Source organism: Ahniella affigens (genome assembly GCF_003015185.1).
GTDB lineage: Bacteria > Pseudomonadota > Gammaproteobacteria > Xanthomonadales > Ahniellaceae > Ahniella > Ahniella affigens.
Genome location: NZ_CP027860.1, coordinates 4,596,119 through 4,615,401 on the forward strand (window position 1 = coordinate 4,596,119; position 19,283 = coordinate 4,615,401).

The 19,283-nt window shown below is 55.2% G+C and carries 9 protein-coding genes and 1 pseudogene; 9 read left to right on the forward strand and 1 reads right to left on the reverse strand.

Translation table 11 applies throughout. From position 1 onward, the window contains the following. The first annotated feature begins 710 nt into the window (after positions 1-710). Positions 711-1,736 carry a hypothetical protein gene (locus tag C7S18_RS17750; RefSeq protein WP_106892825.1) on the forward strand — a complete coding sequence of 342 codons (1,026 nt, stop codon included), beginning with the start codon at positions 711-713 and terminating at the stop codon, positions 1,734-1,736. Positions 1,737-1,794: 58 nt separating this feature from the next. Next, positions 1,795-6,369 carry an NACHT domain-containing protein gene (locus C7S18_RS17755; RefSeq protein ID WP_106892826.1) on the forward strand — a complete coding sequence of 1,525 codons (4,575 nt, stop codon included), beginning with the start codon at positions 1,795-1,797 and terminating at the stop codon, positions 6,367-6,369. Between the two features lie 163 nt (positions 6,370-6,532). Here C7S18_RS17755 and C7S18_RS17760 read toward each other — a convergent pair whose 3' ends face one another. Next, complete coding sequence (locus C7S18_RS17760; protein ID WP_106892827.1) at positions 6,533-7,729, reverse strand: DUF4236 domain-containing protein; 1,197 nt, start codon at positions 7,727-7,729, stop codon at positions 6,533-6,535. 534 nt (positions 7,730-8,263) lie between these two features. Here C7S18_RS17760 and C7S18_RS25395 point away from each other — a divergent pair. The 7 genes and pseudogenes from C7S18_RS25395 to C7S18_RS17795 all read left to right on the forward strand — a co-directional run. Continuing rightward, positions 8,264-9,241: pseudogene (locus C7S18_RS25395) on the forward strand (AAA family ATPase); the annotation flags it as partial. Between the two features lie 806 nt (positions 9,242-10,047). Then, positions 10,048-11,310 carry an ATP-binding domain-containing protein gene (locus C7S18_RS17770; RefSeq protein ID WP_106892829.1) on the forward strand — a complete coding sequence of 421 codons (1,263 nt, stop codon included), beginning with the start codon at positions 10,048-10,050 and terminating at the stop codon, positions 11,308-11,310. 1,220 nt (positions 11,311-12,530) lie between these two features. Further along, positions 12,531-13,133: a hypothetical protein gene (locus C7S18_RS17775; RefSeq protein ID WP_106892830.1), complete on the forward strand. Its 603-nt coding sequence runs from the start codon at positions 12,531-12,533 to the stop codon at positions 13,131-13,133. A gap of 5 nt (positions 13,134-13,138) precedes the next feature. Continuing rightward, positions 13,139-14,059, forward strand: a complete 921-nt coding sequence (locus C7S18_RS17780) for a hypothetical protein (RefSeq protein WP_106892831.1) — start codon at positions 13,139-13,141, stop codon at positions 14,057-14,059. A 37-nt stretch (positions 14,060-14,096) separates the two neighbouring features. After that, positions 14,097-16,949, forward strand: a complete 2,853-nt coding sequence (locus C7S18_RS17785) for a hypothetical protein (protein WP_146151988.1) — start codon at positions 14,097-14,099, stop codon at positions 16,947-16,949. A 212-nt stretch (positions 16,950-17,161) separates the two neighbouring features. Then, positions 17,162-18,133, forward strand: coding sequence for a transposase (locus tag C7S18_RS17790; protein WP_106892833.1), 972 nt, complete (start codon positions 17,162-17,164; stop codon positions 18,131-18,133). A 348-nt stretch (positions 18,134-18,481) separates the two neighbouring features. Then, positions 18,482-19,267 carry an FkbM family methyltransferase gene (locus C7S18_RS17795; RefSeq protein ID WP_106892834.1) on the forward strand — a complete coding sequence of 262 codons (786 nt, stop codon included), beginning with the start codon at positions 18,482-18,484 and terminating at the stop codon, positions 19,265-19,267. Positions 19,268-19,283: the final 16 nt, after the last annotated feature.

Below are 19,283 nucleotides of genomic sequence, written 5' to 3' on the forward strand. Positions count from 1 at the left end.
TTTCACGATCGGATGCACGCCAGGGACGTCCCGATCCGGACCACAGTGCTGGGTTATTGCAAGGCGCAAGAACCCGGAGTACGCTTTGGACTGGCCCGCAAGCCACAGTCAGTAGCAGTACTCAAAACGCCGGAAGGACAAGGTCACTACCCTTGCGCCTTTCGGCGTTTGGTTTTTGCGTCGATGAGAATTGGCTATCTCATGAGGGCGCCCCCCATGTTTCTATGGAGAAATCCTTCGACACTGGCGCTTCAGCCGGAACAAACGTGCCGCGAAACCTGGCGAGTGGCGTGCGAAGAAGTTTCATCCGGCAACCTTTTGGCCAACCTCATCAGCCGGATTCGACGTGTTCGCCGTTTCGCCGCCCAAACGAACTTCCGCGAGCCATCGAGCAATGTCTTTGGCCAGAGCGAACTTTCCACGGCGGTTGGGTAAAGCGAAGATAGGCACAGGAACCTGGCCTCTGAAGACAGCCTGCCGGAAAGCATCCTGCGACGTGAATCCGAGTGCCTGCCGAAGGTCGTCCGCGCCAATAATCGGGCCATAGCGCCCCAACAAGTCTCGCTCAAGTGCGGCAATCAGGTTGTTCGCTTGCTCTGACATGCTCGACGCCCCGTTACGGATAGTTCGTAACTGAGCCTATTCCTACTGCCCGGAATGCGGTAGAAGTAGCGAACGCCGCGCCGCTACTCTAGTGTTTGGCCAACGATATGGCTAAGTCCTCGAATGTAATCAGGAATTACAGCCACTCCCGACTTTGTGCCATTTCAGGCGAAATTGCAGCGGGCACTGCGGCATCGGATGCGAGGGCGATCGACATCATCAAGACTGGCTATTGGTTCGAGCGCCTGAGAAGCAAGATTCGCAAAACGACAGCGTATGCAGTAGGGAAGGCGATTCGGCCAGAGCAGTACCGAGCCTCGTCAGAGGAACGAAACGCAAACAGCGACAATCTTTGGGCAAAGTACGCGACGGGCGCGATGCGACCAGGCCCGGCCACAATAAAGGCAGCGGATCGGATCGTGCCTGGCTCTTCAATCGATCTGTACTTGCCACTCTGGACGGCATTGAATGTCAAGGTTCCGCTGGTTGGCGGCATTGAGAATCATCTGCGAGCAGCAATTCCGCTCGTACAGAATGCAGTTTTCGAACCCAGGGAATTGCGTCTTGGGCGATATCGCCGCAGACCTTCTCTTCTGAAGACCCTTTCTCTGCTGGAATGTCACGTGTGCATGGATAGCATTGCAGCGCTCGTACTAATTCTGAGAAGTGCCAGTGAAGCTGGCGAGTTCGAAGATTGCTTCCGGATCGGCAAGTCCCTGTATACGTCATTGCTGATCGCCTGCATCAGATCGGACACGATGTTCCTGGCACCCGAATTCGCTCTCTATTTTGGGGAACGCATTTTCCCCCTGGCGTCGACCCCTACCGTGGCGTTTGACATCTCGCCAGAAGAGTTCAGAACGCAAGTCATCCTCCTCTGGCAGCTATACCTCGCCCTTGAAGACGAAGGAAGATTTCCCCCAATGGAAATCAAGTCGACGCGAAGCCAGCAACGTATAGTGAACGGGGACTTCAGCGATCTCCATCGACTTGCCTTGTCACCCAGACTCAAACCTATTGGCGATCCAGAGTCCATTGGCCGGAAAGTGCGAAGAACCCTCGCAGTGGCAAACGGCAGACGAGATCGTGCCCTATGCGCGTATTTTCCTCACCTTGCAAGGACGCAACAGTGAGCCCTAGATTCAGAACGTCTTTTCGAAACACACGAGCAAGTCTTGGACGAGGGTCCCAATGAGCATATCTGGCGTTCGATCCTCGCAAGGGGATGCCTTTCAAACCCTGATCGCCACACGGTTCGCCGTGGAGATGATTCACAACGACCAATTGCGTGCAATCGAGGTCGATTCGACCTCCCTGGACTCATCCGGGAACCCGATAGTTATCGACGATATCGTTGTTCGATATACGGACGCGATTCTTTACGTGCAGACCAAGAAGAATCAGACCGACTTCAAGGCCTGGTCGTTCGGTGATCTCGACGATGAATTGAGGAAGGCATGGATTCAGTGGCGCCGTGAGCCCTCTGCCAAAATTCTGTTCGCTTCACGAAACGACTTTGGCGATGTTGCGAAGCTCCGAGGGCATGCTACGACTCAACCCACAGGAGACGCGTTCGAAAAATCACTCACTGATGAACTGAGTGACGTTGCGAGACGACTCTGTGGGCTGGCCGATCACGGAGCAAGTAGCGCTGAACTGCTCGACTTTCTGAGGCACCTTGACTTCGAAACCGTCAATCAGGATCGCTTTCGCTCCGAAACGGTCGGGCAATTGGAATTGCATGTCGCGCACGGCCAGGGCGCGTACCAGAAAATTGCAACGCGTATCGATGCCATCTCTCGCCGGGAAACACAACTGGACGGACGCCAGATTGACCCACACTCACTTTCGCGGAAGGACTTGCTCCAACTGCTGCAGGAAGGCGGCTTTGAAGTCTGCCTTCCGAGAGCCGAGCGCGACTCACTCGACAATCTCAACCGGTTGTCTGCGATCGGCAGAGACTGGATTCGTCAAATTGCCGGAGTTCATCTTGAACGAGCGGTCGTTCACGAAATCGTGGACCGAATACTGACCAAACCCGCATGCCTGCTGATCACAGCCGGCCCAGGAATCGGCAAGACCTGTGCGCTGCTTTCGATTCTAGAGCGACTTGAGCAAGGCGGTGACGCATATCCAGTTTTCCTGCAGTCGAGGGAGTTTGCGGTGGCTCGTTCGGCCAGCGACATAGAGGCGCTTGGTCTTCCGGCGACCTTTTTGGCCGATGCCGCTCGCCTGTCCGAGTCAAGACATGTCGTTGTACTTATTGACTCCCTCGACACGTTGTCACTTGCGCGCGAGCATTTTGCACTCGGGCACATCTTGTCACTTGTAGATCGACTGAGACTGGTTCCCAACACGACAGTCGTTGTGGCATGTCGTTCCTTCGACATCAAGTACGAGCGACGACTTGCGGACCGCACATGGGGTGATGTCTTCGACATTCCGCCTTTGGACTGGGAGAAGGAAGCATCTCCGCTAATCGCAGGCTTCGGAGCTGATCCCGGCCAGATCCCTTCTGATATGCGCGACCTCGTTTGCAACCCGCGTCTCTTGGCTGTCTTCCACGGAATATTGAAGTGCGGTGTCGTTCCTCTAGCCCGGTCCGGGCAAGAGCTCACGGAACAGTTTCTGCATTGCGCTGTTCGCGACTCACCTTCCTTGGGCGAAGCCGGGCTGATTGCGCTTATGGATTCGGCACAATGGATGCTTGACAACCGGCGCTTGGACATTCCCGCTGCCAGTATCAGCATGCCTCAGCACATCAGTCATGCGCTCCTCAGTGCAGGCGTGATGATTTCCACGGCCAATCGTGGACTGATCTTCGCGCACCAAACGCTTCTTGATGTTCTTGCGGTCTGGAACGCCAGACGAGCACAATTGACCCTGGCCAGTTTCATTAGGGCCCGGTTCGCCTCTCCGTTTGTTCGACCTACTATTCGGGCCTTTCTATTCTCCTTGCGCAGCGATAGTTTGGTTGCATTTCGGAACCAGGTGCGGCAGGTCGTTGATGCAGCTGACATTGCGTTTCACGTCCGTCGACTTGTGGTCGAATCAATTGCCGAGATGCCACCAACTGCAGATGACTGGCCGCTCGTTCGACATATTTTCAAAGAGCGTCAGGAACTCTTTCTTGAGTTCCACAGGCGGGCGAACAGCCCGGAATGGCACAGCGCCTTGCGGTTCAACTGGCTCAACCACCTAGTCGCAAATCAAGACGGCCCGTGGCTCATTCGCTATGTTGACTGGGAAGCTTCTTCGAATGACCCACCGCCTGACCTGTGCTCACTGTTGAAGCAGGCGCTCGCGTGGACTTGGGTTGACCCCAGGCAGCTGCGATGGTCGTCAATCCGCGCACTTGACCACGCACCGAGCTGGCCAACTCAATTGGTGCGCGAGCTCTTCGAGGTTTTCATAGCTAACAAAAACAACGAACATGAGAGTTTGGGGGCGCCTCTTTCGAAGTGGGTACTGGCGACAAATTCCGCCGATGATCTGCTGTGGCAATTCATTTGCCGCAAGATTGAGCCTGCAAGTTTCGTTGGCATCGAATCCAATCTCCCTCTGGACTGCAGTCGTCACACTTTTGTGTCTGAAGGCTTCTTGTCAGAACGGATGACCATGTCCGAGCCATTGCTGGATCTTGCGCTTGATGACATTGAGAGATGGTCTGACCAATTCGCACAACGTTATCAATCCGATCGCCGCCTTTCCGATTCCTTCCTGATGGATTGTAGCTTCGGCCGCGCTCATAGCGCTCGTGAAACTCATCCGGTAAGCGACGTGACTGAGCTTCTCGCGGCATTCGAAGATGCTTGCAGAGTACATGCGAGTCAAAAATCGAATTGGTGGACTCGAAATGCGCTGCGAATGAGGACAAGTCGACACCTGATCCTTCGGTACGTGGCACTGATTGTTGTCCGAGAGAACGTAGATGTTCTCATTGAGGATGCCCTGGCACTGCTTCAAGATGAAGAGACATTGAACCACTATCGGCTCCGATCGGAGGTTGGTCTCCTTATTAGCGCCGCCTTTCCACACCTGACTTCTGAGCAGCGTGACCTAATCCAGCAGTCGGCAAAAGTGTTCGACGGTGACGAATTCACTGATGAGTTCGAGGAAGTTGATTGGCGTGCCGTTGGCTTGCGTGATCTACTTTGGCACGTGCCCCCGTGCTTCAGGTCGGAGAAGTCCCTAGCGTTGATTGCTCGCGTTGACGCGCTTCGCGGTCCCCACCCACCTGCGCCAGAGCTTTATCTCCGCGGCGGTTGGGTAAGGCCGCCCGTCGCGTGGGCAGTTCTCGTATCGCTCTCGGACCGGTCGTTGGTCCAGTTATTTCGTCATCACTCGATACAGAACGAATCGGCATCATTCCGCTATACCGAAGATGACGAGATCGTTGGCGGAAAAGACGAACTCCAAAGGGAGGTTCGAGAGGCCGCGAGCAGATCGCCCTTACGTTTCCTTCAGTTTCTTGAGCTCGAACGCCTTTCCGTCGATCTGGAATACCTTGAAGCAGTTCTTTCTGGCGTGGCGACCCACTTGAAGTTCCGTTTCGGCAACTTGAAGCGGGCCGAGCAGTGGACCGCCAATGAAGAGCCCGATGGGCCACTCCTCGCAGATCGATTGCTTTGGATGGTTGAACGTACGATGGATTTCTGGCGCGGCAGGTATGAGCTCTCGAACATTGTCGAGGCGTGCGTCCCTATTCTAGATTCTGACGAAGATTGCCATAGGCTGTCGGTGCTGATACTTATGTGTCTCAGCGCACACGACCCATTGCCGGAAAGGCGAGACTCCCTCGGTTTGATTGGGACGGCAATCAACAGTACGCGGGGCGTTGCCGCCGCGGCAGCGTTTTGGTTGGCTGGAAGGCGTCTCGAATCAAGACGTCCAATTCCCCTGATATTATCGGAAACACTCAAGCGGGCTGCCTCCGACGAGCACCCTGCAGTCTGCGCCATAGTTCTGCACTCTCTTCCCGTCATAGTGCACTATTCGCCGCAGTTCGGCTGGACACTGTTCAATCGCGCCTTGCTAAGCAGCAAGGGGCAATGCTGGCATCATACATTTCGGTGCCTGTACAACAGTTATCACTCACGCTTCGAGCTCGTTGCTCCCTACTTACTTCTGCTCAGAGAAAGCGGCGACACTGAAGCGATCAAGGTTTGGGCGCGGATTGGTGCACTGAGCTGTCTTGCGAAGCATATCGAGCTTGATGCCTACATCGATGACGTTTTTGCATCTGGCACACCTGAAGCGGTTTCCTGTGCGACAAGTGTCTTTGTTGCGAACCTCGCGCGCCAAGCGCACCGAGCAATTTGCACAAAAGGTTTGATCCGTATTCTCGGCATTGGTAAGCATCAGAGCACCGACCTCGGTGACCTGACAAGAATCTTTCTCGACTGCAAGGGCGTAGCAATAGACTTGTCGCTCTTGAATCTCCTCTTCGCCGTGCTGGCCGATTTACCTGATCGTCAGGGTCATGAATTGCTTGGATTTGGTGAATGGCTTGCCTCGATGGCCTCTCTTGAGCCAGACCATGCGCTTGAAGCTCTTGAAGCGGCGTTTCGACACTCGCTCGTTCTTGAAAGTTGGAATGGCTCACCCTACGCAGTTGCACTTACATCTTTGTTCCGCGAAGGCGAAGAGCGAGAGCTATCAGATGGCGGCCAGTTCCTTTCGCGCCTGGTAGCATGTCAAGATGAGCTGCTCAAGCAAGGCATGGTTAAGCTCAGTGATTGGCTTCGGGACGCGGAGCGGCCTTAGAGGTGTACGGCGACCGTCCACTCACAGTTGGGCGAATTCGGCACGGAAAACGCACTTGGGCTGGCATAGCGGCCCGGTGTGAGCCAGCACAATTGGCTACGTGGTTACCGGAGCTTGGAGATCGCCAAATCTCGACTAAGACTCATGGCCAAGACTAGGTGTGTCACCCGAATGGAATAATGGGTTTGAATACGCCATTTTTGCTCATACTTCGGCGCAGATCGAATCTTTCCAATGCATTGACGACATCAAGTGCCGCCAGGCCTTGCTCACTGAAATCGACTTCCTGCCAAGCTTTGCGAGCCACACGTACTGAGAGCAGGTATTCATCTTGCAACTGCCCCGTTGACCTGTCGCGCCGCTGAGAATACCCGGACAAGACGATCTGCTGAACCGTTGGTAGCGCGGCGAATGTCTCACCGATGATTCGAAATCCAATGGCGTGAACATGGCGCATGTATAGGCGTTGAATCTGTGTCGCAGTCATATCCTTGATCGATAACTTCAATCCGCGCACAGGTACGGACGCTACCGCCTTGGGCATGTCCTCGACTTCAGGCAAGTCGACATCGAGAAGGGCAACTTGGCCGCTATCTTGGAGTTCGAGTGCGACCGTTGTCTCGCGTGGCCATGCTATTTCCTGGAGCACCTCCTGAAAGTGCTGCTCCATCGCTTCGACATCGTGGTATATCAGCTCTTCGATCAAACGCTTGCGGAGTGTTTCGCGCTGACGATGCGCCGTAAAATCGTTTTCCCAACTCAATATAGCTAGGGAATATTGCCGGCTCGTCTCTTCGTTTTCCGCCTCGATTCGACGCCGACGAGCAGCGAAGATCCGAGCGAGAAAATCAAGCTTTCGGAGCTTAGGCGGGTCTGGTTTCGGAACCGGGAATTCCAACGGCGAAAATGAGGGCTTGAACAGGGGCGACGGCGTGTAACGATGAAGTTCACCGATGGCTTCAATCTGAGCATTGACCTCCTCGCACTTGCCTTGAATCAGCTGCTTCAGTGCTTCAGGATGCTGCTTCTTTGCTGCTTGAGCCCACGCTTCGGGCAGTGCGTTGCCAGATGCATCGCAGAAGTAGAGATCACCTTGATCAGTGACCCCAACCGATACGTTGACAGTGACTGACTGCGCCGTCCTCTGAGTACCTGCGCTCGGCCTCCCCTGGCGACCCGCAGGGGAGGATAGTCTGGTGCGACTAGAGAGACCGAAGGCGCTACTGTTCGCAAACGCGCCACGTTTGCCGATACTGACAGATGCGCCTCTTGGACCAAAGTTGAAGCTCGCGCCTCCGGTTCCCATCGTCATGCGGATGCCTGGCGCCAGTTTGAAGGACTTTCTGAATCTCAGCCCCATGCCCACCTCCTAAAACCAACCCTGCCAGAAACCTCAACAATTAGCATTTACGTGGGCCCAATCAGACCCTGATTTGCCAGTGTTCCGCCCAATCAGATCTAGTACCTAGGTATAAATGCTTTGCTATTTCTTCGCAAGCTTCCCCGTCCGGCCTTGGTAAAATCTAGCACAAGCTCAACAGATTGCTCGCGAACGCAGACTTGGGCCAGACATGGCATCAGTTTCTGAGATCGCTGACTATCGCGATGTTGCCAGTTGTAGTTCACAAGTTCATTCGGGCAAAAGCAGTCCTCAGGTGCCGCAGCGCGGCGAGGTAAATTCGCCCCTGAAGATTCCGATGCTTCGTTGACCTCCACGGCAGAGATGGCATCATCTGCTAGCTTGCCCCTGCGCGCCCAAAACCTTTCGACCACTTTGGCGGCGGTTAGCGATAGTATCGAATGATGGGGAAGCGGCTGAACCGATTTGCCGGGGCAGTTCCAGGACGACCCTTTAGCGGACTAAGGCATCATTTAAAGCCCTAAGGAAATCACGATGAGAGTCTCAAGCCTCAAGATCGAGAACTTTCGCGGCATCCGATCTGGTTTCGTTCGATTTGGCGCGCACCCGGTCTTCGTCGGAGACAACAATTGCGGCAAAACCACCTTGATCGAGGCATTGGCTCTCTTGCTCGGTCGCGATCGACTGGTGCGGGAGCTAACTGAACACGATTTCTACGGCTCTAGTCCTGAGCCTGCGGATCGCATCAGTCTAACGGCCACAATCACCGACTTTCCAAACGATGATCCCGAGCTCTGCAGTCACTGGTTCCGCGACGGAAGAGCGGTTGTCAAGTGGGTGGATGAGCGCACGGGTACAGTGCACCCGCAACGAGATGACCGGGCTTGGAAGCTCTGTTGCCAAATTGCCGTCCAAGCCAGGTTTGATAGTGAATCTCTGTCCGTAGAGATGCTGCGCTACTTCCACGACCATGATGAGCCTATTGACCCCTTTGTTGATGAATCACCGGCCCTCGTACCGGGCAAACTCATCCACGAACTTGGCTTTTACTTAGTCCGCGCAAGCCGTACGTGGGACAGGGTGTTTTCATGGGGCAACGAACTCTTCAGGCGGACTGTGATGGCGGCGGCAGCACAACCTGCAGCAGCTCTTCTCGCAGAGCGCGACCGTTTGCGAACCCCTGACCAGCCTATTGATGCCGATCCAGGTATCGAGCCGCTGATCCAGAACCTTAACAAGGAATTGGCGCTTTCGTTTCCAAATGCGCCAAGGGTCCAGCTTAGATTGACCGCTACCGACAGTCGCGCCGTCATGGAGGCTGTTTCAGCACACTTTGCTGCAGCTGACGGATTCAGTGTCCCCGCCGGGAGACAAGGCAGCGGCTTGGTTTCCATGCAGGGATTGCTATTACTCCTTGAGCTTGGCCGCATCCGAGCAGCCGCAGGAGGAGAGTTCCTGATGGCGCTTGAGGAACCAGAGATTCACTTACCGCCGTCGGCACAGCAGAGCTTGGTGCAGCGAGTTCAGGGACTCTCGACACAGACATTCGTAACTACACATTCACCCCTGGTGGCAAGCATGGCGGACCCGACTTCGGTGCTGATAGTAAAAAGGCACAACGGCGAACTGTCTGCGGAGCCTTTTCTGAGTTTCCCGCTACCCGCTGATGCACCGAACTGGCAACGCAGGTTTTTTCAGCATAGCCGCGTGGAAGTACTTAGCGCACTGATGCAGCCTTCGCTGCTCATACCTGAGGGAAGATCTGACTTCCAGCTTCTTAGATGCATCTTGAGACCTCTCATAATGACTGCCGGCTGGGTCGACACTATGAGCGGGCCGTTCGCAATTGAAGTGGGCGTAGTTCCTACCGAAGATGCTAAGGTGATCGAAACTTACCAATTGCTTTCAAGGCTGCATCAGCGTGTGTCGTGCCTTGTGGATGGTGATGCTGAAGGGTTGCGCTACGTCCACCAGCTACAAAAGGCTACGGCACCTCCCGCTATCATCCGCTGGAACGACGGCGCAATGATTGAAGACGCGGTTGGTTGGGTTCTGCTGGCGGATGAAGGCACCGCTGTCGCTAAACTTTCCGAGCTATCTCAAGTGCCTCCCGCTTCGGCGGCGGATGTGGTCGCGCACCTCAAGTCCAAGAAAATGGATCTGATCGCCTATGAGCACGTAGCGGAAACCATCTCTACTACGCCTCATTGCCGCTCGCGCGCTGCAGACCTCCTCGCCGGATTGGCCTGCGCTTGCGCGGGCTCAGGCGCCACTACTCGCTTCGTTCGCGATGCTGATGGGGTCTGGGTGTTCCAGCCGTGACGGTCAAAGCCTTTATCGGAGGTGCCGGCTGCGGCAAGACATACCGGCTTTTGCAGTCATTGATCGCCCAACTTGAGGCCGCTCCATTGTTAGAGGGTCAAAAGGTTCTGGCGCTCACATTCATGCACGGCTCTCGTCGCAGATTGGAAGAGCGGCTTGGCCAGCTCCCGGCTCTTGGAAGGCGAGCGGAATGCGCCACTGTTGATAGCTTCGCATGGAAGTTGGTCCGCCGGTGGCGCGCTCTTGCCGCACGGCTCGGCCACGCGAACATTGACCCGAATCAGTACAATCGTGTGTGTGATGCTGCCGGCGAGTTGTTGCAGATCCAGGAGGTGCGAGGATGGGTAGCCGCGTCGTTCCCAATCCTTTTGGTGGATGAGGCACAAGACCTTACCGCTAACCGCCTGAGGCTGGTCCAAGGCTTGGCCACGAGCCTGCAAGTATTTGCGGCGGCGGACGAGTTTCAGTGCCTCGACGAACGATTGCGCCCCAATCCCGCATGCACTTGGCTTAGCGAAGTGTGTCCGCCCGAAGAGCTTACTCAGCCTCGACGTACGAACGTTACGGAGCTGCTCGACGCTGCCGCCGCTATTCGAAGCGGCCTAGCGCCGTCATCTGGAACAAAATTCAAGGTTCAGCTGACACCAAAGCCGCCGCTTGCCGGCTCGTGGATTGCCAGCAATCTTGATTGGTACGGCGGGGGGAAGGGAGTTGCCATCATTACACCCGCGCTTGGCCAGTTTGCGAAATCTGCTCTGACCTGGATAGCCAATAACAAGACGTCACGGGGGGCTGGCCCTTACGTCATCTCCTGGGAGGAATCTGGGGTCGACGCGACAAACGCATTTTTCGCTCAGCTTGCGTTGCAAGATATAAACCATGTTTCCGATGTGAGCCGATGGCTCGGCGCAGGGGGTGATCCCCGCGTCGCCCGCGAAGTGACAGACTGGATGGAGATGCAGAGGCGCGCAAAGTCCAAGGTCTCGTTCTCTAGAGAGGAGATTGAGAGAGTGATTTCTCACGTTTTCGCTCAGCGTCGACGAATCGGCAAGAGCGACGGAAGGGGATGGAGAGGCATGACCGTACATGGCGCCAAGAACCGCGAGTTCGATAATGTGATAGTTCTTTGGCCGGCAAGTACCACCGGCAGCGATGACCAGAAGCGAAGGTTGCTCTACAATGCCGTGACACGTGCAAAGTCGCGCTGCATTGTACTTGTCCAGGCGAAAGCTCATCTAAAACAGGCGCCATTCGTCTGAAGCATATGGATTCGAAGTCGACCGCACTACAACCCAAGCCTATCGATCTCGCAAAATTGGGGTGCGAACCTACAGTCAGGCAGCCCGGGATTCGACAGAGCCGCCAACACTGCTATCTCTTCGGGTCGATGATGGTCATGGCCAATACCGCCCTGCGTCGCAAGATTCGATCAATCCATCAGAATGACAGACTGCGACGCTCGGTAACGGATCCGGAATTGCTCAGTCAGAACTAAAGCCCGGTATCAATACGACGGACTAGTCACCTATGGCGTTGATTTATAAAGCTCTTCTTTGAGACATCGAAACTATGTTTTACCAAACCGTACAAACTATGCTTTCTCCCACAGCTTGTGTGGGAGAAAGCATAGTTTGTGCTTTTTCGGGGGTACTTTCATTTACGGGCAAGCATAGTGTGTGCGATTTTGCCCAGACTATGCTTTCCCGGAAAGCATAGTCTGGCTCATTCCGAAGTCCAAGTTGAAGCCCTGAGGTGAGTTTTTGCGTGACTCATGATCTGCCCTCAGTGAGATAGTGTTCCGCGCCTCGCTGAGCGAGCCCAGTTACTACGCGTTGCGCAAATTCCACAAGCTGAAGCGTTGCAGGTACGCTTACTAAACACTCCATGCATGAACTGCTTCAACACTTGGTCAAATCAGACATTTGGATCGGGATTCAGCAGTCGCAGCGGCGCCCCTCCGGCCCGAAACCGACCGGCTCGCCCGATGCCCCTGGCACTGTGGTAGGCTCGGCTTAATTGGGGCTTTTGAGAACCGCAGATGAAGTTAAGAGCGCCGTCATCCCTAGCATTCTTAGTATTCTGCTTTGCTTGCGGTTCACTTCCGCGAGCAGTTGCATCTGAAAACTGTGGCTACCCGCTCAGCTTGAATAAGTCAGGGTTCGAGATTGGGGAACAACCTCCCACTGCAGTTCTTCCCTCAAATTCGACACCATTGTCTCTTTCCGTAGCATTTCCTCCAGATGGTGCCGTACTTGGCACACCATCAATCCAGGTGTATGGAACCTACTCGGGCCCTCCGAATACTGGTATATCAGTCAATGGCGAGTACCCAGCCATACAAGACGCTGCATCATTTACGACGCAGCTAATTGCGCTAAGCCCTGGCGCCAATCCGCTAAGCATTGTTTTGACGTCACAGGACGGCACTAGCCAGACTGTGACTAGGACGGTTCAGTACAATCCGAGTCTTGTTCCTGACGTGTCGCTTATTGGTTTTACTTCCGGCGACTACGCGCCCAAAAGGATCGGGTTCAAACTCACGACGCATGTCCCAGCCGGCCAATCCGCAATATCGCTGATCGAGATCGACTTCAACGGCGATGGCAATTTTGAGATCACTACGACTGACGCAGGTGCGCCACTTGCATTTGATTTCACCAGCCCGTCCGTATCGTTAGCTAGAGCGCGTGTAACGTTCGACGATGGTAACTCTGGCACCTCACCAGTGGTATCTGAATCCACATTCAGAGTCCAAATGAGTGCGCTTGCCTACGCCAGAGAGTCGCTTTGCAACTTGTACTACACGATGAAGCATCGATTGCAAGCGCAAGACATCAGTGGCGCGCTCAACACTGTGCTCACACAAGACCGCGCAGACTGGCAGTCCGCCTGGCAGGGACTAGGCGTAAACCTGTCAACAGCTGCAAACGGCCTGGGTGAAGTAGTAAGCGGGCGGATATCCAGCTCAAGCGCCGACTTTGTAGTTGCCACTCCCGACACGGAACACCCGGGAGACTATGCCGGCTTTCCGCTTCAGTTCAAGCGTGAAAGCACAGGTGTTTGGCGAATTTCAGAGATGTAACTTCGATGCCTCCGAACACTTTCCTAAGCAAAATCTTCTGGCTGACAGCGTTCCTGCTCTTAGCAGGATGCTCCCGCAGTGAGCCTGTAGTTTCCGATTTGTTACTGGAGGAATCAGGCAATGCCCGCTTGGAGTTGGCTGGCGCAGTTGTCGCTAACGGTCAATCAAGCCCTGTAGAACTAGCCATTGCTGCATGGAGCGCATGCCTTGACAATGAGTCATTCGCCCAATCGCCCGATTTCTGCTGGGAACCTGAATTTTTTGCCAGGGTAAGAGCCAGCGGCCCAGACAACTTGTTCGTCCAATTACTAAGCTGTCAAATCTTGCTCAATGCCCCTGAGAACAAGATCCATGACAGACTGACATTTCAGACCGGATGCGGTGGAGTCTTGAGTGCGCGCCACTACGATGACTATTCGGTCACGCTGAAGCGCATGATCGTGGAAGCTGATGCGGACCTCGCTCGGAAGGAATTGTCAACACTTCCTGACGGGACGGTTCCACCAGTGACTAGAGTGATTTCCAAGAATGAGCTCTTCTCAGAGGTCTTCGTTGCGTTTGGCATTTATGACCAACTACCCGAGCGATTCGAATGTGCCTCGAATACCTATTTTGAGTTTGGCGGAGAAGCGAGCTCGCCCGAGCTTCCCAGAGCGATCTCGTCGGCAATTCTAGCGAATCCTGCCAATAGCTATCCGTCCTTGCGCTGCGCTCGCATGCTAGAGCGCCGACTGGGCGATGCTGGAGAGCATTCAGAGACCCAGGATCCCTTGGCTTCAGCAGAGTTCGCAGCGCTTCTCAAATGCGAAGACGATCAGATTGTTCAACAATTGAAAGAGATTATTGCAATTGCCCTGCAACAGGGTGACGTCGCAGCTTGGCCGAAGCTGCAGTCGATGGTTGCCAAAGCCAAGTGCAGCAAATAGAAGCGAATCGACAAAAATAGTGAATCCTGGAGCTGACGTGAGAAGACTTCTCTTGGCTTACGTGTTTTGTTCAGCGGCGCACGGGTATGAGATTGACACGCATGCGCGCATGACTCAATCGGCGTACGAACGCTCGACACTTTTCAACGCGCCCGCAATGAGCCGCCTCGGGTTTGACAGATTGGAGACTGCGCATCCGTTTGAGAACCCTGAGCAAGAAGCGTGTGCTGCGACCACCAGTGTCGCTAGGCGAGACAGCTATGTTGATGCTTCTCCTCAATGGCTTTCGCCTGCCCCGCCTCCCGATACCACCAACGTTCGCTATAGGTGCCCTCAGGAATTTGAGCAACGGGTAATGCCGCTGCCGTACTCGGGCAGACTACCCCCCTCGTCGCTTGGCCAGACTCCGCAATTGCGAATCGAAGCTTGGCTGATGCGTGGCGCAATTCGAGAAGACGATTTGAAGGCCTCAAGCTACGCAAACCCAAACGATAGGCCAGATGTAGACCCATGGATGGAGATCGATCGCCCGATTTTCCATTTCTACAACCCAGTTACAAATGAGTCCGGACTTCCTTTAGTAGGCGGGCCGTCTCTTAAATGGGCACTGGGCGAAGTGGACCCGTTTGCTGCCAGCACCTCAGAGGACACCATGAGAGGCAACCACTTTAGTTACGTGGATGCCATAAAAAGCTATTACACGGCGCTAACTTACAAACAAGGCGCCCCTATCAATGCGCTGAAGGCGAAAGCAGACTCAGACGCTCGCTTGTCTCTCTATGCGTCCGCTCTCAATTCATTGGGGCATGTGATCCATCTATTGCAAGAAACCGCGAGCCCACAACATTCAAGAAGCGAGCGGCACAACTACGTCTGTAAAGGGGTCTACAAGTTCGGGAACGAAGACCCCGCAACGAGAACCTATGAGAATTTCAGTAACTTTCGAGTCGTGTCGGAGTACAACAGAACACTCTCTCAATCCAGCTCTACGAGCGTTTATACAGCCACGAACGCTTGCGAGGAGAACGATTGGCTTGACTTGTTCAATCAAGGATTGCCAGAGGGACCGCCCGGCGGAGAGGCTTTCCGCGTAAGTACCTACCCCATCCCAAGCTTCAGTTTGCCCAGAGAGTATTTCACAACGCGCGAATCTGGTGACCCAACTGACCCAGACTTGATACCGCTGGCTACGCTGAATCAGCGACGAGGCCTTGCCGACTATGCGAATCGGGGATTTTATACGCAAGGTGGCCTTGATCAGAATCTCAATAGTCCACCAAGTATAGACTCCCCTGATGTTGTCTTTAGTCCATCAAGCACTGATCCCATTGCCATCCCAGGTCTTGGCAGTTTGCGGCTGAAGGTCGGATATTGGAAGGTTCCCGATGCCGTCGCACCATCATATGTTGATAGCGGTTTGGACAGCTCAGGGCGAGCGCCGATCGTTTCGAAGGGCTACTGGTCAACATTGGGCGTTCAAAGGAGCAGGAACTTAGTCTCCCTTGCCAACTACACGCAGATGGGGAATATGCTGGGACCTCGCGCAATTGCCTATAGCGCAGGCCTGATAAATCATTTCTTTCGAGGAAAGCTTGAAGTCGAACCGATTGCCCAGCGCGTTTTTGCAGTAATGAATCAGGGCGTTTCTCATACAGTTGACTCAGACGGTTACCCCAGACGGTCGGACAACAACGGTATCTTTGGATTTGAGGCAGTAAGGCTCAATGTACGAAACTCAACGGACCCAATTGTAGAATCTGGCACAGTATCTATCGTCGACCAAATTGCGGGCGGAGGGACGCTGCGAGCCGTTGCCCGCTATCATCGAAATGCCTGCTACAAACCGGACTTGAGCGGCGAACGCGTGGAGAGCTATTCTCCGCCGCCGGCGTTGATAATTGCTGAGCCGGCATGTGTACCAGGGCAATCGCAGAGAACCGAATTTCAGGAGATTTCGGTATCGGCGCCGATTCCCGTATCCGGTCCTTCTGACTTACCGGGTGGGGCGGGTCAGCCACTTCCGGCATTTGTCGAGAAGATGTTCGATTTTTCAGCGGATCCGATCCCGATCAATGCAACTGATCTATTTATCCAAGTCGTGTACCTAGGGCGCCTTGGCGAGGAACGCGAGGCAGTCGCGGTCGGCACATTCGATGTAAGAGAGCCCACTATCGTTGCAGCCTGGAATAACACCGACTACTTTTACAACAATTCCATCTGGCTCCCTCAAAATTCCCTCTATCCGCTTCGCGCTGCGGATAATTTTCGATCTTGCTCAGGCCTTCCAGCGAAATGGATGTACAGCGTTGTTGGCGGAGCTCTTGATCCGGCATTGAAGTTTCCCGTCACGGGAAACAACCCTGGCGTCGCTCGTTATGCGTACTTGTTCGCTCCGCCAATTGGGGCAGGGAATCTAACCATCCGAAGCGTACCTGTGATGATTCCCGAACCTCACGCCGACGTTCGAGTCAGCACGACGAAGGGACGCCAACAGCAGGCAAACAAAGAGCGAATTGATAGCTCGGTGCTTGCTGCGCCACAGTACTGCCGATTGGCGGCCCCAACTGCGAATACCTATTGGTGCTGGGATCCGATTCAAAAGCGCCGTGGATTGCGATTTGGAGATGTCGCACAACCAATCTATTACTCGGTTCTCCTGGGGAACAATGGACCAGACGTGGATTCTGTTCCGCTGCCCGCTTTCACTTCGATGGACCTCCAGGACGTTGGCGAGAACAAGTTCAATATTCCTGGGCCACTCCAGGATTGCCCAGCTCAGCCAATTTCAACTACGGCAAGTGAGGCGGAAAAAAAGCGATTCGATTTGCAACAAGAACTTATCGAGATCGAGGAGTGGGCTGGCTGGATAGGGCTGCCCGACGAACCTTGAGGAAGTCATATTCTAATTCAGGCGGCAAATTGTCGGTCATTGCCGAGAGTTTGCACTTCTACTATGACTTGCTTCAGGTTCAATTGGCCTGGAACATACAGGACACCCAACAATTCAGAAATTTCTGACCCCAATCTCAGATTTCAGCCAATGCGCCGGGCCTTTCTGAATGGCAAGATCACCGCAACTCCCCGCCAAGGAAGGCGATCAGCATGCCACAAGCGCGCGAACGTACCGTTCCGACCAACTGCTCAGGCTTTTACCACTGCGTCAGTCGCTGTGTCCGGCGGGCCTGGCTCTGTGGCTATGACAAGGTCAATGACAAAAATTGCGAATATCGCCGCCAGTGGGTTGAGGACCGGCTGATGGCGCTGGCCGAGGCTTATTCAGTCTCGATCTACGCCTATGCCGTCATGAGCAATCATCTGCATGTGGTGGTGAAAGTCGATGTGGTGGCCGTGCAGGAATGGTCGGATGAAGAGGTGGCTCGGCGCTGGTGCAAAGTGTTCCCGGGTTCCGACGATCCGGAGGCACAACAGGCACGGATCTCCAACATTGCTGCAACACCGGAGCGGGTGGCAACATATCGAGATCGCCTGCGCAGTTTAAGTTGGTTTATGCGCAGCCTCGCCGAGCTGATTGCTCGGCAGGCCAACCGCGAGGACGACTGCACCGGACGGTTCTGGGAAGGCCGATTCAAAGCCCAGGCATTAGCGGATGAGCGCGCGTTGTTGGCAGCAATGGTCTACACCGACTTGAACCCGATTCGGGCGAAGATGACTGAGAAGATCATCGAGTCGAAGCACACCAGCGTTCACCAACGCATCGTCAAGATCCGTGCCAAAGAGCTGCTGCGATTCCAACCGGTTAGGCCCATCGCCGGCATGCCGCAGGAGGCCCTGAATCTCAGCAACAAAGCCTACCTGCAACTCGTGGACGACACCGGCCGCCAATGGCACCGACGCAAGTCTGGCCGAATTGCCGCCAGCACGCGATCCATCCTGGCTGAACTCAAGATCGACCCCCAGCAATGGGATGACCAAGTCCGTGGCTTCGGGACGCGCCGCGTCACCGCGATGGGCGCCTTGGACCGACTCATCCAGTTTGCCCGCGACACGCATCGGCACTGGCTGGTGGGGTATGGGCTGGCGCGCCGGGCTTACTGGCGAGCCATGGCGTTCTGACTCGCATCGGGGCCTTCGCGATCACCCACGCAAGCTCCGACTGGGGCGCACTGAGCGCTGTCGCGTTCGACCACGCCATTCGGTGGGAAATCGTCAATTCCTTTTCCGCCGTCAACTGCGAGGGGGTATTGCACCGAAACTCTGATCAGGACAGTCTTTTCCCCCTTGGCAAGCGCGCCCTGCGGACCCAACCGCAAGTCTGATCACTCGAATCCCGATCGCGGAAACATCGCCGCGCCAGGCCCAGCCTGGCGAAATGCATGGATATCCTCCAATCCCGCCTCACCAATCCCAGCGCCTGCTACGCTCCGCCGCGTATCATCAACCCGGCAAGACAGGAGCGGATGATTGAGGGACTTGCTTCGCGCCGGTTTCCGTGCGCTTGGTTTCGACATTTTTCGTTACCCGAAGGGCTGCGAGCAGCTTGAGGCGCACCTGCGCTTGCTGGTGCCGAGGCGCGGGGTCGACGTTTTGTTCGATGTCGGTGCGAACCGAGGGCAGTTTGCAGCGCAGCTGCGCCGGATCCACCCTGCCCTGCAGATTCATTCATTTGAGCCGCACCCGGCAGCGTGCGCGGCGCTGCGCGGGTGTGCCGCCAACCATCCGAGCTGGCATGTTTATGCGTTTGGCCTGGGTCGGTCGGCGGGACGCGCCGAGCTCACGTGTTATGCGACGGACACATTCAGCTCGGTCCTGCCAATCAATGCGCTTGGGCGGCAACGCTTTTCGACGGAGCTTCGTCCGATCGATTCGGTCGAGATAGCGCTCCGGACGTTGGCCGATGTGATCGAAAACGACCTGCGCGGGGTGTGCGGCAATCGACCCATGCTGAAGCTTGATACGCAGGGACTGGACTTTGACGTGTTGCAGGGCGCGGGGTCTTGGCTGGATCGTTTCGACTTGGTGGTCACAGAAGCATCGTTGCGACCCATCTACGAGCGCGCCGCGCGCTTCGGTGACATTCTTGAATTTCTCACGGCGCGCGGGTTCACACTTTCTGGGTTCTTTCCGGTCAGTCGTGCAGACGACTTCAGCGTTATTGAGGCCGACGTGGTGTTTGTGCGGCAGTATTCGGTCGCGGATTCAGGGCAGTTGGGGACTGATGACACTCACCCCGGATCAAGTCCGGGGTGACCAGAGGGGTGTTGCG

Bases quoted from the DNA above. Each gene is read 5' to 3' on its own strand.
- C7S18_RS17750 (WP_106892825.1), top strand. From the start codon at position 711: ATGGCTAAGTCCTCGAATGTAATCAGGAATTACAGCCACTCCCGACTT.
- C7S18_RS17755 (WP_106892826.1), top strand. From the start codon at position 1,795: ATGAGCATATCTGGCGTTCGATCCTCGCAAGGGGATGCCTTTCAAACC.
- C7S18_RS17760 (WP_106892827.1), bottom strand. From the start codon at position 7,729: ATGGGGCTGAGATTCAGAAAGTCCTTCAAACTGGCGCCAGGCATCCGC.
- C7S18_RS17780 (WP_106892831.1), top strand. From the start codon at position 13,139: ATGCCTCCGAACACTTTCCTAAGCAAAATCTTCTGGCTGACAGCGTTC.
- C7S18_RS17790 (WP_106892833.1), top strand. From the start codon at position 17,162: ATGCCACAAGCGCGCGAACGTACCGTTCCGACCAACTGCTCAGGCTTT.